Annotated in this window: 10 protein-coding genes; 1 reads left to right on the top strand and 9 read right to left on the bottom strand. The window is 64.6% G+C overall.

What is annotated here, in order from left to right:
• Nucleotides 1-131: 131 nt before the first annotated feature.
• Nucleotides 132-2,318 carry a N,N-dimethylformamidase beta subunit family domain-containing protein gene (locus ACN27E_RS05075; protein ID WP_422747081.1) on the bottom strand — a complete coding sequence of 729 codons (2,187 nt, stop codon included), beginning with the start codon at nt 2,316-2,318 and terminating at the stop codon, nt 132-134.
• Between the two features lie 165 nt (nt 2,319-2,483).
• Between ACN27E_RS05075 and ACN27E_RS05070 the strand changes: the two genes are divergently transcribed.
• On the top strand, nt 2,484-4,109 hold the full coding sequence (locus ACN27E_RS05070; RefSeq protein ID WP_422747079.1) for a PucR family transcriptional regulator: 1,626 nt from the start codon (nt 2,484-2,486) through the stop codon (nt 4,107-4,109).
• Between the two features lie 82 nt (nt 4,110-4,191).
• Here the strand turns inward: ACN27E_RS05070 and ACN27E_RS05065 are convergent, their stop codons facing one another.
• The 8 genes from ACN27E_RS05065 to ACN27E_RS05030 all read right to left on the bottom strand — a co-directional run bounded on the left by ACN27E_RS05065 (nt 4,192) and on the right by ACN27E_RS05030 (nt 15,586).
• On the bottom strand, nt 4,192-5,688 hold the full coding sequence (locus ACN27E_RS05065) for an aldehyde dehydrogenase family protein (RefSeq protein ID WP_422747078.1): 1,497 nt from the start codon (nt 5,686-5,688) through the stop codon (nt 4,192-4,194).
• Between the two features lie 45 nt (nt 5,689-5,733).
• Nucleotides 5,734-7,095, bottom strand: coding sequence for an aspartate aminotransferase family protein (locus tag ACN27E_RS05060; protein WP_422747076.1), 1,362 nt, complete (start codon nt 7,093-7,095; stop codon nt 5,734-5,736).
• 456 nt (nt 7,096-7,551) lie between these two features.
• Nucleotides 7,552-9,234, bottom strand: a complete 1,683-nt coding sequence (locus ACN27E_RS05055; protein ID WP_422747075.1) for a flavin-containing monooxygenase — start codon at nt 9,232-9,234, stop codon at nt 7,552-7,554.
• A gap of 121 nt (nt 9,235-9,355) precedes the next feature.
• The gene (locus ACN27E_RS05050) at nt 9,356-11,491 is read right to left on the bottom strand and encodes an FAD-dependent oxidoreductase (RefSeq protein WP_422747074.1); all 2,136 of its coding nucleotides are present in this window, start codon (nt 11,489-11,491) and stop codon (nt 9,356-9,358) included.
• Nucleotides 11,492-11,962: 471 nt separating this feature from the next.
• Nucleotides 11,963-12,325 carry a TSUP family transporter gene (locus ACN27E_RS05045; RefSeq protein ID WP_422747072.1) on the bottom strand — a complete coding sequence of 121 codons (363 nt, stop codon included), beginning with the start codon at nt 12,323-12,325 and terminating at the stop codon, nt 11,963-11,965.
• 164 nt (nt 12,326-12,489) lie between these two features.
• Nucleotides 12,490-13,116 carry an NADPH-dependent F420 reductase gene (locus tag ACN27E_RS05040; protein ID WP_422747070.1) on the bottom strand — a complete coding sequence of 209 codons (627 nt, stop codon included), beginning with the start codon at nt 13,114-13,116 and terminating at the stop codon, nt 12,490-12,492.
• 15 nt (nt 13,117-13,131) lie between these two features.
• Nucleotides 13,132-14,532 carry an MmgE/PrpD family protein gene (locus ACN27E_RS05035; protein WP_422747068.1) on the bottom strand — a complete coding sequence of 467 codons (1,401 nt, stop codon included), beginning with the start codon at nt 14,530-14,532 and terminating at the stop codon, nt 13,132-13,134.
• 97 nt (nt 14,533-14,629) lie between these two features.
• Nucleotides 14,630-15,586: a LysR family transcriptional regulator gene (locus tag ACN27E_RS05030; protein WP_422747066.1), complete on the bottom strand. Its 957-nt coding sequence runs from the start codon at nt 15,584-15,586 to the stop codon at nt 14,630-14,632.
• Between the last annotated feature and the right edge of the window lie 27 nt (nt 15,587-15,613).

The raw sequence follows: 15,613 nt of genomic DNA, 5'->3' as shown, positions 1-15,613 counted from the left end.
TCGTGAGTTGGTTCGGGCGCGATCCTCGACGCGAGTGGGAGACCGGTGCGGCATGCCCTTGACGCGTCGCTATCCGCCACGGCCGCTCTGCGCAGCCATCTGCTTGCGTGGTCGAAGTTCGAGGTGCGGGTTCAGATCTCGTCTGCGACGAATGCTTCCAGCACATTGCGGGTGATGCGGGAGACGTTGTTGTCATATCCGTTGTACGACAGGCAACCGGCCCACGCGATGGAGCTGACTGAGAACACCGCTCCCCCGGCGGGATATTTCAGGAACGTCATATCAGCGCGAACCAGGGGACTCTGGGTGCCGCCTTGACTGGAATCGGACAGCAAGACATCGTCAATGGCTCCTTGAGCGCCGTCGTCGAACCCGTCGGCCGTGGCCAGGATCACGGTCTCGGCTGGGGTGCCGAGCGCCAGATCGGCACGGTCGAACTCGAATCCTGCTGCGCCATAGGAATTGACAAGACATGGGAAGTCACCGATCAGCTCTCCCCCGACACCGTCGAAGATGAACGCGACGTCCTCATCGTGGCTTCGGTCCGTGCGCCGGAAGGGACGACCGATCCCCGCCGTCTCGGCGGTGTAGCCCGCACCGATCCACGATTGCGGACCGCGACCGCGGAAGCGCCAGGTGCCACCCAGCTCGCCGGTGCTACTCAAATGCGCCTCGCCGGGTTCGGGCTCCCACATTCGCGTCGCTGGGCCGCGCCGGCGGATCTCGACACTGGTACCGGTCTCCGGATCGAGTTGGGTGACCCAGTACATCCCGTTGCCGCACAACGACAGCAAGCGGCCTCCGCCCTGCAGATACCGCTGCGCAGCGTCGAGCATCTCGCCCGACCAGTACTCGTGATGCGAGCCGGTCAGAACCGCCTTGTAGGGCGCCAGCAGCGCATGACCCTCGCGGTGCAAGTCCTCATCGGTGAAAACGTCTACTTCGTAAGCGTTTTCCTCCAGCCAATCAACGATGTGCAGGTCGGCGTTGAACTGGTGCGGCGAACCCTTTCCGCCGTCGAGCCAGGCCATGTTGCATTTCGGGCGCATATTGACCACCGGCCGCAACCGCGATGAGTAGCAGACGCCCGACCCGTCGCTGTGCTTGTCGTAGAGGCTCAGCAAGCGGTTCTCGACGATGTAGCGGTCCTGAATTTGTGCCGGGTAGTCACCTTTGTCGAGGAGGGGGCTGTTGAGGAGCTGTTCATTGGCATATGCCAGGTAGCTGAACGTGGGGATGAGGAGCGCGATCTTGGCCGTCGGGTGGCCGGCACGTGGCCGGACGAAGATCGGTAGATAGTCTTCCGCATCACCGGCGGTCACGTGTGCCGCGTAGACGCCACTCGAGAGATCGTCGGGAACCGTCCACTGGAACGTTGTCTCCCAGCCCGCATCGGCAAGGTCGTCGTCGTGGAAGTGGATTGCGCCGTACTGCTCAGGCGCATGCGCCCACGATGTCTCGCTTCCGTCCCAGTTGTGCCCGGTGGCACCGCGCATCGGTTTGTTGACCGTATGCCCATGGAAGCTGCCGCACGCGTCGTTCACTGTCCAATTGCTGATGTCGCTGGCGAAGTCCCACGCGGCGAGCGCTGAACCCGCGGCGCGCTCCGGAGTGTCCTGCCTGGTGACCTCCATCGCAGCCTCGGTCAGCGCAGCCGGGTAGATGCGGGGCGAGTCGATCTTGCCGTTGTAGAAGTTTCCGGTCAGACCGTCGCTGAGCTGTTCAGCAGCGATGAGGACGTCGGCCGGGCCGGGTTGCGGCATGGTTATTGCACCGACCGCGCGATGGTGTTGCGGACCCTGGTTGATCGCCCTGGGCACTACGTCGAGTCGCACCTCGCCCGCAGCGGCATCGAACACCGCCGCGACCGAGTACCAGCGACGGGGCAGAATCGGGCTGGACACGGTGACCACCTGATCGCCGATCCCCGCCGCGATCCGACCGTCCTCAAGGCGTAAGGCGTAGCCGCCGGCGTCGACCACCCCTTGAGACAGCAGGGTCTGTCGGCCATCGGTGGACGAATTGATCCACATCCACAGGTGAATGGAGAAGCTGGCAGCAGGTGTCAGCCCGACGCGGTGCGGTATGCGGACGTAGGACCCTGGGCGCAGCGGCTGGTGATTGCCAGGATGTACACCTTCGATCGTCGACGGCACGTGTCGCGACTTGAATCCCGGGCCTGCCGGATTGGTGTCACCGTGGATCAGGCGTACCAGCGAAGCGCTGAAGTCCGTCTCGACACAGCTGATCTTGAATTCCACCGTCTCCCCCGGCTCGACCGTGAGGCGATCCGTGTAACCGACGATCGGCATACTCATCGACAAGCTCCCAACGCAGTTCGGCGATCCTGAGCAAAATATTGCGCCACGTTGGTGGGCCACCCCAGCAGCGCCGTGTCAAGCGTCTTCTGCGTAAGCACGACGGAATGTCAGAACCTTGATCCGTTCACCTGCGATGAGCGACGAGTCAGCCACAATCGGTGGGTGTCTGAAACCTTGACGGTCCGCCGGGCCCTGCAGCTGCCCGCTCTCCGCGGGGGTGCGCCCGAAGTCGTCGCCGGGAGGGAGAGCTTGGACCGCGCCATCCGTTGGGTGCATGTGGTGGAGGTCCGCGACATTGCGTCGGTTCTGCGAGGCGGAGAGCTGGTCCTGACTGAGGGTCGGATGTTTCAGGGCCCGGAAGCGTCCGACCGGCGACTCATAGTGGAGTTGGCCGAACGCGGAATCGCCGCCATGGTCCTCGAGCTCGGCGCGAACTTCCACAGCGTGCCACGACACCTCATCGACGAGTGCCACAAGCGCAACCTGACCCTGGTGGCGCTGCATCTACCGGTCGCGTTCATCGAGGTCACCGAGGCGATTCACACCCAGATCGTCAACCAGAAGATCACCCTGCTGGACCATGCGCAGGAGTTTCAGCACCAGCTGACGCAACTGGTGCTCGAAGGTGGCGGGATCGCCGAGGTGCTTGACGCCTTGGCCGCAACTCTCGGCGAGCCCGTCCTCTATGAGCGGGCCGGTGGTGGATTCGTGTATCGAGCGCTGAACGGGCTCACCGAGCGCGACGTCACCGCCGGCTGGGAATTGATCACTCGGTCGGTCGACGGTGCCGCACCGTTCATCGAGAAGCATCTGACCATGGACGGCGCGCGGGACGGCCGCCTCGTCGCGCTCGGTCTCGGCATCGCCGATGGTGGTTGTTTCGACGAGGCGGCCCTCGTGGCGTTGGAACGAGCCGCCCAGGTGGTGAGCTTGCTGGTGATCGGCAATCGTCGCCGCGATGCGGTGTTCGCCAGTAACGGCCGGCACGGCGGTTTCCTGGCCTCCCTGCTGGCCGGCTCGACGGAACCGTACGCGGCCGAGGCCCGCGCCGTGGCGTTCGGGTTCACCCCGCCGGTGATGATTCCGGTCGGCATCCGGCGGGCACGCCATCATCGGGCGACGACGGTCGCTTCAGAAGATCATCAGTGGCGGCTTGTGTGGCGCGATGTCCACTCCGAACTGGACAACGTCGGTATAGCCGCACTGATCGACGAGGCCGCTACGGCGGACCCAACCCTCATGATGATCGGCGTCGAGGATGTTGCCCACCGCGGCCGCATCGTCGACAGGGTCGCACAGGTGGTTCAAGACGCGGCCAAGCGCCATCTCGTGGAGCCGCGGGCAGCGGTGCTGTCGGTCGGTCCTGCGGTGCACACGTGGCAGGCAGCGATCGAAGGTCTGGCCGTCTCGGTAGATGCCTTGGACGGCGCTTTGCACAGTCCGCCCCGCAGCTGGCATGACGCCACCGATCTCGATCTGGACAGGCTGATCTGGAGTCTGCGCGACAATCCCGATCTCGAGCGCTTTGCCCGGTTGCGACTGGAACGTTTGGTCACGTACGACGCTCAGCGACACACGCAGCTGGTCAAGACCCTGGAGGTCTTGCTAGACCAGCGCGGTCAGAAGACCGAGACCGCCCGTGCTCTGCACCTGGAGCGGCAGTCGCTGTACAACCGGGTGGAGCGCATTCAATCGTTGCTCGGCGTCGACCTCGACGACTCGGACGTTCGGCTTGGGCTGCACCTCGCGCTGCGCGTGCTCAAGCACATCCCCACCGGGCAACTCTGACCACCGAGCAGGCTCATCTCGGCACCGAACGACAGCTGCCGCCGCGGAGCAATGCCCGCGGCGGCAGCTGTCGTTCGCGAGGTCACTGCAGATTGATGAAAGTCGTCTTCAGTTGCGTCCAGTTGTCGAAGGCATGGTGTGAGTAGTCGCGGCCGATACCGGAGAGCTTGAAGCCGCCGTGCGGCAGCGTGACGTCGAAGAGTTCGTCACCGTTGACCAGGACAGCGCCGGAGCGCAGCTCACGGGAAAGACGGTGGGCTTTCGTCAAGTCGCCGGTCCACAGCTTGGCCGCCAACCCGTAGGTGGTGTCGTTGGCGATACGCAGACCCTCTTGGTCGTCGGAGAACGTGATGACCGAGAGCACCGGACCGAAGATCTCCCTGCGCGCGATGTCCATGTCATTGGTGACACCACGGACGACTGTCGGCTCCACGTAAAAGCCGCCCGTTTCCTGGCGAACGCGATTGCCGCCGTGCGCGATCGATGCACCGCCGGGTGCGACACCGTCGATGAAGCCCATGATCCGGTCCAGCTGACGGGAATCCACGATGGCACCCATCGCGGTGGCATCGTCGAACGGGTCCCCTGGCTGCCATTCGGCTGCGACGGCGCCCATCCGGTCGATCAATTCATCGGCAAGCGATTCGTGAACGATCAGGCGCGAACTCGAATCACACATCTGACCGGCATTGCCGAAGATCGACATCGCAGTCTTGACCGCGATCAGGTCCAGCATGTGTTTCGCATCTTCGAGAACGAGTGCGGGCGACTTGCCGCCGAGCTCGAGGGAGATCTTCTTGAGGTTCGATTCTGCGGCCGCTTTTAGAATGATTCGGCCGACCGTCGTCGAACCGGTGAATCCGAGCGCCTCGACATCGGAGTGCTCGGACAGTGCCTTGCCGGCGGTTTCACCAAGTCCGGGCACGACGTTGAGCACACCGGCGGGAACGCCGGCTTCCAGCGCTAGTTCGGCGATTCGCAAGGCGATCGCCGGTGACTGCTCGGCAGGCTTGAGAACCATCGAGTTACCAGCGGCCAGTGCCGGTGCGATCTTGACCGCGGGCATCAGCAGCGGGTTGTTCCACGGCGTGATGGCGGCGACGACGCCCATGGGTACGCGGGTGATGGTCGCGTGGCCGACCTCTCCGATGGGTGCAACCTCGTCGTAGAGATGGTCGACGGCTTCGCCGAACCACTCCAGAACTGTCGCGCTGTAGTCGACCTCCCACCGGCCGTCCTTGATCGGTTTGCCCATCTCGACGGTCTGCAGGGCAGCGAGCTCCTCGGTGTTGTCCCGGAGATTGCGGGCGAACTGCTGTAGAACGACTTTGCGCTCGCGCGGCGAGCGACGCCGCCAGTCACCGGCATCAAAGCTGTCGCGGGCCGAGGCCACCGCGGCATCGATGTCGGCGGCATTGCCGGAGGCGAGATCGGGTAGGCGGTCACCGTTGACGGGACTGATGTTCTCGAACGTCTCAGCGGACTGCGCGTCGACGTAGGCACCATTGATGAACGGCCGGGTCAGCCTCTCGAGACTCGGAACTCGTTCGGTGAGCGTACTTTTCATGGTCTGCGTCATGGGTCTTCCTCTTCGTTGCGGGAAAATTGTGCTCGGTCGGGTGCGTCAGTTGCCGGAGCGGACCGACGGTCGGGTGACGTCCAGCGCTGCCGCCATCCGCCCGGTAATGGCGTCGATGTCCTCGGTGGTCAGGGTCAGCGAGGGCAATAGACCGATGGTCTGATTGGCGCGGTATGTCCGTACGAAGACGCGCTGCTTGAGGAACTCGGCATGCAGGGCTGCCCCGTAGTCAGGGTCGACGGCCTCCGGGTCGAGATCCACCGCATGCATCATCCCGATTCCGCGGACGCTGCTCTTGTCCAGGACCGGGTAGCTGTCGGCGAGTGCATGCAGCTTCGTCGACAGGTACCGTCCGGCGGTGACGCTGTTCGCCAGGACGTTCTCCCGCTCGTAGATGTCCAAGGTGGCCAGGGCGGCGGCGCAGGCTGCCGGGTGTCCACCAGCGGTCACGCCGTGAACGAAGGCGTCGCTGCTGGCCGACAGCTTCTCCCGGAGCTCACCACTGATCGCGACGACCGCGAGCGGGAAGAACCCTGCGGTGATGGCTTTCGACATGGTCAGGATGTCGGGGCGCAGATCCCAGTTCTCCACCGCGAACATCGTTCCGCTGCGCCCGAATCCGGTGAGCACCTCATCGCTGATCAGCAGGATGTCGTAGCGATGGCAGATTTCTCGAATCTGGGCCCAGTAGTCCGCCGGCGGCACGACGATACCGTTCGGAGTCGAGATGGGCTCGGCCATGAACGCGGCAACCTTGTCGGCGCCGATGCGCAAGATCTCGTCCTCCAACAGACGCGCGGCGCCGACGGAGTCGGTCTCCGGCTGGTCGATGTGGGAGAACCCTTCCAGCCTCGGGCCAATATTGCGCCACATCGCCGGATCGCCGGTCATGCTGGACCCGGCGTAGGTGACGCCGTGGTAACTGTTCCACCGGCCGATGATGTGCATCTTCTCCGGGCGCCCTATGGCGGCGTTGGAAAACCGGGCTATCTTGATTGCCGTCTCCACGGCATCGGATCCCCCGAGCATGTACACGAACTGGTCGAGTCCGGCCGGAGTGATTCGAGCCAGGCGTTCGGCCAGGCGGGACGCGCCCACGTGGCTGCGACGCTGGTAGAAGTGTGTGCCGAAGGTCAGCTCGCGTAGCGCATCGGCAACTGCATCGGCGATGTCGGTCCGGCCATACCCGAGGGCGACGTTCGCCTGGCCGGCGCAGGCGTCGAGCCAATCCTGGCCTTCTACGTCGGTCAGCGTGATTCCGCGTCCCGACTTGAAGATCGGTCCGGGCGTTCGGTCACCGAATGGACTGAAGCCGTGGATGACGTGCCGCGAGTCTGCGGCAGCAAGGTCCGCAGCATCCGGCATGCTCGCGAGTGCGGAAGTGGCATCTCTCAGTGACGAACTCATGACCTAAGTGTGGTCAAACAGTACAGCGGAGTCGAAAGGCGAAACGTCGGCAATGCCGCCTCGGGGGGCGACACAGTGTCCACAACTTCGAGTGGACGGAGCAACTGGGGGCAGCAGTGCGCCCGTCGGTGTCGCGGTTGCCCGTGAAACCGACCGACCGACCGACCAGTCCGGACGGTGGCGACCACACGGCTATTGCGAGCGGCGACCGGGACCCGGGGTCGGGCAGCGTCCCGCTGGAGGGAAGTCCGGCGAAGACCGAGATCAATCCCACGCGAAAGCTGGATCGGCCCTGATCCGTACAGTGCGGTAGCGGCGACACCCCGATACGGACTGGCGGTGTACCGCCCGCCCGCGACGCCATTCTGGGCAACAGTCGTTATCCGTCGATCCGCGGCAGGCGAAACCAATCACTGCCGCACCCTTCACCGCAGAGAAGGCACCCGGCCAGATGTGCTAGGAGATCGGTAGAGCTGCGGAGTCATGGTGCGCGGTCGTGACACCGGACTGTTGCTGTCCGGTGAACGCGAAGCCGGCGTATCCCTGATCGGCGATGCGGTTGGCAATGTCGACATAGGTCGACCAACCTCCGGCGTACGGTATGAAGACCCGCGAGCCGTCATCGTTGACGTGCACCATGTAATTCTTCACCTGTTTGCGCAGCAGACCCTCGGCGGCATCCTGGGTCTGGATGTGCCAGAGATCTTGGGCCTCACGAGTCGCCTCGACTGCGACGTAACCGTGCTTGTCCATGAAGGAGATGAGGTCTGCCACGTAGTCAACGTGAAAGACATTGTGCACGTTGAAGTTCACCAGTACCGAAGGAGACCCGGGTCCGGTGAGGACATAAAGGTTCGGAAATCCATGCACCATCAAGCCGAGGTAGGCGTGCGGACCGCGCTCCCATCCATCAGTCGGCTTCTGACCGTCCGCATTACGGATGTCGATGGCATCTAGAGCACCGGTGAAGGCATCGAAGCCAAGGGCTGAGACGATCACGTCGACTTCGACGAATCCGGAACTTGTTTGGATTCCCGTTGCGGTCACTCGACTGATGGACTCGGTCCGCAGGTCCACCAAGTGGACGTTGTCCTGGTTGAATGCCTCATAATAACCGTTGCATACCACCAGACGTCGAGTCCCGATCGGATAGTCACGGGGTTCGAGCTTGTCAGCCAGAGCCGGATCGGCAATCGCCGCCCGGATTTTGCCGCGCACGAAATCGGAGACCAGGTCGTTGGTCCGCAGATCCGACTTCTGATCGGGAAATGCGAATGTCATCGACAGTCCGCCGAAAGACCACTGGTCCTCGAGGCGCTTTTCCTGCTGTTGCGCGGTCATCGCCGATGCGGGCACGTCGGTGGTGGGGCCAACGTAGGCCACCGCGGTGCGCATCACCTGGTTCCACAGATCGTCGAGATTTTCGCTGTAGTGACGGTATCGCTGCTGGTCCATCGGGGCGTTCTGGGACGGAACCACGTAATTGGGAGTGCGTTGGAATACGTGCAGGCTGTCAACTTGTCCGGCGATCGCCGCGATCACCTGAGCGCCTGACGATCCCGTTCCTATGACGGCGACCCGTTTGCCTTTGAGGTCCACGGGTTCGGCGGGCCAGTGTGACGTCTCGAGCCATTGGCCGGCGAAATCGGCTACGCCGGGGAACGGGAGCTCACGAGATTTCGAAAGCTGGCCCGTCGCCATCACGATATGGCGCGCATACACCGTCGCACCGGTATCCGTGGATACCCGCCAACGATCGATCTGAGGCTGCCAGTGCAACTTCTCCACCCGGGTGGAGAAGTGGAAGTACCGCCGCAGTCCATAGTGGTCTGCGTAGTGCTGCAAGTACGCCAACAATTCCGCTTGAGGTGGGTAACGCTGCGACCACTGCCACTGACCGTAGATGTCGGGATCGAAATAACTGTAGTAATACGCCTCGATGTCGACCCGGGCCCCCGGGTAACCATTGTGTCGCCACACCCCGCCGACGTCGGTGGCGCTGTCGAAACCGATGACACTCAGCCCGTCGGCAGCGAGCCGGCGTACGGCATATAGGCCACCAATGCCGGCGCCGATGACGACAGCGTCGACCTCGGTCGTCCCGTCGCCTGACACCTGCCCCAGGGAGGTCGGTTTCATTGCGCATACCCTTTCTATGGTTGAACGCCGGAAGCGGCTTACACGGCAATCCTGTGATCGCAGGGTGCCCTACCGTCAGACCATTCCTGTCAGGTGTTCTGTTCCATCCCATGGCGTTTCGTCAAGCCCGCTGAACAGTCAGCAGCGGCAGGTCACGCGCAATGGGCCGCTCGCGCAGGTAGGGCAGTGGCGTCGACGGATCTGCCGAGTCAATCTCGCGCGCCAGTCGGTGCCCGTCAAAAATCGACTCCGCCACGATCCGTGGCGCCACACAGTCTCCGATCCTGTACACCCCCGTAATGCCTTCCTCGGCCAGTTTTTCCGCACCGAAGCCGTCGAGGATGGCGCGGTAGAGGGCGGTGTCGGAAACCCGTTGTGTCACCAGGACAACCGCATCTGCGGCGAAGAGTTTGGCGTCATCGGCATCGGCGTAGGCGTAGTGCGCCCACACCCCCTCCGCGGTGATGCGGGTGGGCACCATGGAGGCCGCGATACTGACTCCTTGCGCGTAGAGCTTTTTGCGGAGGTGGGTCGCTTCCAAGGTGTAGTGCGTGTAGGGCGCGAGCTCGCCGAGATGCGTCAGCACCGTGACCGACTTGCCCGCTGCCGAGAGCCGGTCGGCCAACGCGGCCCCAACGTGGTACCCCTCTGCTTCGATGATCACCACCCGCTCACCGGGGACCGGTTTGTTCTCCGCCATGATCTGCTCGGGGGTGAGGACGTGAGGCATCCGGGTGTCCGCACCTGGAATACCGTTGCGGGTGACCGGTCCCAGTCCTTGGGGCGACCAATGCGCACCCGAGGCGACGACGACCAGGCTGGCCCCGTAGTCGACGATGTCCTGGGCCGTCATCCGGGTGTTGGGGATGACGGAGACGTTGTCGAGTTTGGCGAACTGCGTCAACCGGTAGTCGATGACGCGGCTCCATTCTCGCAGTCCCGGCAGGTTGGCCATCCACTTGAGGTGCCCGCCGAGTTCGACATCCGCGTCGACCAGATGCACGTTGCGCATACCGCGCTCGCCGAGGACTCGAGCGCATTCCATGCCGGCGGGACCTGCTCCGACGACGAGCACGTCGTTCTCAGCGTTGGTGGCTCTGGAGAAACGTTCGGGGTGCCAGCCGCGGCGGTACTCCTCGCCGGACGTTGCGTTCTGAGTGCACACGATCGGCGGTCCGCCGTGCTCGAAACGTGAGACGCAGATGTTGCAGCCGATACACTCGCGGATGTCTTCAAGCCTGCCGGCCTTGATCTTCTCGGGCAGGAACGGATCGGCGATCGATGGGCGCGCGGCACCTATGATGTCGAGTACACCATCGTTGATGACGCGGCACATCTCGTTCGGATCGGTGAAGCGCCCCACCGCCACGACGGGCTTGCGTGTCGTCTCCTTAACCGATTTCACCCAGTCCATCGCTCGTGCACTTTTGAAGAAGCGCGACGGTGTCGCGTCGTCTCCCCAATCACTCCCGCCGATGTGCACATCCCAGAGGTCGACCACCCCGTCACACATCTCGACGAACGGCAGCACGTCCCGTTCGAGAAGAACGCCATCCTCGCCGCGCATGGTGTCGGCCGAAAGCCGCACTGAGATGGCGCAATCCGACCCAACAGCGGCGGAGATACCCTCGACGACCTCACGCCACATGCGGGCGCGATTAGCCAGCGAACCGCCGTATCCGTCGGTCCGCTTGTTGTAGTGCGGTGAGAGGAACTGTTCGAGCAGTCCTTCATGACCGCCGTAGATACAGATGATGTCGAAACCCGCGTCGCGTGAGCGCAAGGCGGCATCCACGTAGAAACCCTGCACCGCCTTGATGTCGTCGAGATCCATCTCACGGCAGGGCGACATCGGAACGAGATCGCTGGCAATCTGCGACGGCGCCCGCTGCACGGCCCTGGACTCCATGCTCAGTCCGTGGATGCCGCCGTACCACAACTCGATACCGGACAGGGCTCCGTTCTCGCGCACGGCGTCAGTCATGAGGGAGAGGTTGGCCGCGTCGTCGTCGTCCCAAAGGCGAGCCAGCACCATCGGCATCTGATCCGCCTCGGGATGGATCGAGCATTCCTCGGTGCACACCGCGCCCCATCCGCCCTCGGCCTTCATTCCGCGGAACGCCGCTTGCGCGCGTGGCCGGATGACGCCGAAGCTCGTGCAATGCGGCACCTGGTAGAAGCGATTTGGTAGAACCTTCGGGCCGATCTTGATGGGCTCAAACAAGATCGCGTGCCGCGGATCCATCACCGTGATCACCTGTTCCTTCGAGTGCTTCGTGTAGTGCCCGCCTGACGCATGCTGTCTCTCCTAGCTTCCGTGTTGCCCATCGGGCGGAGTCGAGCAGCCGGACGCGTCGATCTCGATAGTTCGGCGCCAGTCTCGCCGGGCGGGGCGGCCCTGCCGGCTCGGCTGCGCGGCCCGAGACCAGCACACTAAGACTGACGTTCCGAACAACTTTGCTCGACATCCCGTCGCCGGCACACACGCGAAGTGTCAAGTACGCGGACCCCCACGCCGACAGTCCGTAAAGTACCTGGTCCCGGCCGCGGCGGCCGACTTTGATGCGGCACACCTGGCCGCGTCAGTGGCTGTTCACGCGTGCCAGATCAATGACGAAGACCGAACTACGTAACCGGCGTCCGACCTGCATACCGCCAGTACGGAGATGACAAGTTCACTGAGACGAGCGGCGCCAGCACTGTCTCAGCGAAGTTGGCACCTTCGCACCTAGTGAGTGCGTCGCTCGCTTCTGAGGAAACGACGGCGCACCGCGATCATCGTCCCGAAGAACGCAGCCAGACACAGGTCGATGAGCCGCGGCGACACCGACAACAGCGTGCGCGCACCGAGAACGGCGGCAGGAACGCCCGGAACGGCGTCCGCCGACACGGCGGTCCAGTCGATCTGTCGCCACCACGCCGCGACGCGTCCGACGTTCGCAGGGACGGCGGCGATCGCCATGATCGGCACCGCCTCGCGCGGGCCGTGAACGACCACCAACAGCGGCAGCAGAAATGAACGACGGAGCCGGTACACCAGCCCGCCGAGGACTCCGGCGGCAAGGGCAACGATGAACAGAACCGCGAACATGGTGAACCTTCTCGGTGCCGCGGGCGCTTCACCGGAGATCCTCCAGGCTTTATCCGGTCAGATGACCCCGCCCGATCGGCGCACGGAGTGGCGTTGCTTGGACCAGGCGTGCCTGCGGCACCGGAACCCTAGACGCTGTCGACGCCAGCCTGCGCGCCAGGCGCTCAGCCATTCGGGAGCACAGGGTGCCCGATCGGCTCTCGGATGGCGTGTACGCCGGTCAGCGGTCCGTCCACTTGTAGGAGCCGACCGTTTTTCAGCGGGCCGAGATCGATCGGAGCGAATCCGAAGCTGTCGACCAGCGCCCGGAACCGCTTCTTGGCCGCGCCGTCGTCGCCGGCGTAGAACAGAATCCGTCGGCCGGCGTCGGTGACCGGATCGGCGGCGATCACCGGCCCATACATGTTGCCGAAAGCCTTGATGACGTGTGCGTCGGGGAGCAGCGATGCCACCAACTCACTGCCGCCCACCTCGAGGCGGTCCATGATGGCCTGTGGTGGCGGGGCGAGCCACTGATTGGTGGCGTCGACGAGTATTCGCCCCGGTCGCGGCGGCAGGCCCGCCAGCGCGTCGGGCACGTGGGTCCAGTTGACGGCCAACACGACAATGTCGGCGGCCGCGGCCTGGACCACGGTACCCGCCACGGCGCCGGCGCCCATCTCGGTGACGAGGTCGCCGAGCGCGGCCGTACCGCGGGCATTGCTGAACATCACCTGGTGGCCTGCTCTCACTGCGTGCACCGCGATCGCGCGCGCCAACGTCCCCGAACCGATCATCCCGACCGTCGTCATGTCCTACTCCCCCACTCAGAAACGGTGCCGAGACCGTCGGTGCGCAGCCACGGCGGAGACCTTTCCCAGCAGCGCAGCGAGTTCACGGACGGCGATGTCCCCGAGGCCGTGGACGCCATCGACGATGTCGGCCCGCAGGGCGGCATCGCAGAACGGCTCGGCAAGCCAGTCGAACTTCTCGACGACCCGATCCCACGACATGGGCCGCGTCGGCGATCCCTCGAAATCGGCCTGCTCGACGCGGAGTTCGCGACGACCGGAGGTGGTGATCTTCACCCGGACCGACGTCCGCTCGGGATAGGCCGCGGTGAGGTCGGCGGCCGCACTCACCTCGACTCGTTGCATCATCTCCTGAACATCTCGGCGGCGGACCCGCTCGGTCTCCAATTGCGCGGGACCGACCGCACCATCGAGCAGCGCGACCGCCGTGAGGAACTTCAAGTTGTAGTCGGCCTGCTCCTTGGTCCACGCGTGCGACTTGTCGCCGTAGGTGCCGCCGCCGGCGAAGTCGTACGCCCCCTGGAAGACTTCCACGCCGACGTGCGCGACATCCGCTCCCGACAGGCGGTGCGCGGTACGCACCTCGAGGGTGGCGTCGATGACGGCCTGGCCATGAATGAGCGAGGAGTACTGCTTGAGATAGGTCTGATTCACCGCGTCGAGGGTCCGGTCAGCGGTGCGGAAGTCCAGTGGCTGGTCGAGAAGCTGCGCCAAGCCGAACGGTCCCTCGAAAACGGCCTTGGGGCCGGTGATTCCGCGCGACGCAAGAAAGGTGGCGTAGACCGCGCGCATCGCGGTGATCGCCGGTGAGATGCCCTTCCAGTTCGACACCGGCTCGGCATGCACGGCGGCCAGCGACACGTTGTCGACCGTCGCAGCCGCGATCGCCGAAGCGGTCGCCGACACGTCGAGTCCGAGCAATTTGGCCGATGCCGCACTGCTGGACATCGCCAGCGACAGAGCGTGATTGAGTCCCTCGGCCATGAGCGGTACCTGAGCGCTGAACCGGCATTGGATCTCATAGGCCAGTGCGAGGGCGAGCAGGAAGTCCGTTCCTGACGCGTCGACGTGCTCGGCGACGGCCAACACGGCACCGAAGTTGTCGGCCGGATGGCACAGACCACCTTCGGTGAGGAACGTGTCGAGTAGATCGGGATAGCGGACCAGCACGGAGTTGAAGAATGTCGCCTGATCCACCGACAACCGGCCGCCTCCGACGGCCGTGGCGCTCGGCGTTCCGCTGAACTGCTCGGCATGCTGCCGCAGTGTCGCTATCGGCTCGCCGTCGAGGGCGCCTATTGCGCACGCGATGCTGTCCAGGACGTTGCGTCGGAGAGTCAGCGACGACATCGAAGTCAGGTCGGAACGCGTTGCGTTCACGGTGAAGTCTGCCAACGCATCTACGGTGTACGTCATCGGGACCTCCTATGGTCACCGACGAGTCAAGTAGCGCCGCCGGCGCTCGTCCAGGTGCGGCCGCTTACCACAGCTCAGTCCGGCCTCGCAGTGCAGTTCAGGAGGACTGCCGGCGGCCGGCGACCAGTCGGCCGCGATGCGGATCGTCTGACGGCGTCCACCAGCGAGGCGCGGACGGGATGCTCCAGGCCAGCGTTTCGGCGTGCGCGCGCAGAGCTTCGACGACATAGCCCACGGCTGGACGCTCGTCATCCGCGCGGGACAGCAGCGACCACGTCCACAGCGGCGTCGGGTCGACGGGGCGAACGCCCATCGTCGGCGGCGTCGCGGCGGTGTGTCGTTTCGGGGAACACAGCACGGCCGTTCTCGCCTGCCGCACGTGGCCGAAGAACGCCTCTCCGACGATGCCACCGTCGTCGATCCGTGTGATGCGAGCTCCGGTGTCCACGGCGAACTCTCCGACGAATCGGTTCCAGGACGACCATGCCGACTCGTCGGCGTCGGCGAGCACGGTGACGCGGCGTGCGGGTACGGCGTCATTGGAAGTGGCGCCTGGGGCGACGGCATGGAGTGGCTCGGCATACAGCAGGTCGGCCCGCAGGGCGCGCTGCAGGGCATCAGCCCCCGTGATCCAGGCGATGGCCAGGTCCAACGTGCCTTCAGCCACGCGGTCGGCCTGCGCGTGCGACGGCAGAACCCATTCGTCTACTCGCATCGCCACCGACGGACCGATGAGCGCGGTGACATTGTCGGGTAGCCAGCTCACGTAGCCCAGTCGCAGTGGGGCTCCGAGAGTGGCGGCCTCCCGCAGCCGCCGGCGCGCCGCATCGGCCAACCCCAGGATCTGCCGTGCGTCGTCGCGCAAGGAGTGTCCGGCCGCCGTGAGCGCGACGGTGCGCCGATCCCGCACGAACAGCTGGGCGCCGACGTCGCGCTCGAGCGCGATGATCTGTTGGGACAACGCGGGACCGGAGATGTGCAGCCGCTCAGCGGCCCGGCCGAAGTGCAGCTCCTCGGCGACTGCGAGGAAGTAACGCAGCTGCCGCAATTCCATAGGTCGAGCTTAGGTGGCACTGTTGGA

The organism is Mycobacterium sp. WMMD1722, from assembly GCF_049315205.1.
Classification (GTDB): Bacteria; Actinomycetota; Actinomycetes; order Mycobacteriales; family Mycobacteriaceae; genus Mycobacterium.
The sequence above is the reverse complement of the archived record's forward strand: the minus strand, read 5'-3'. Positions and strand labels throughout refer to the sequence as shown.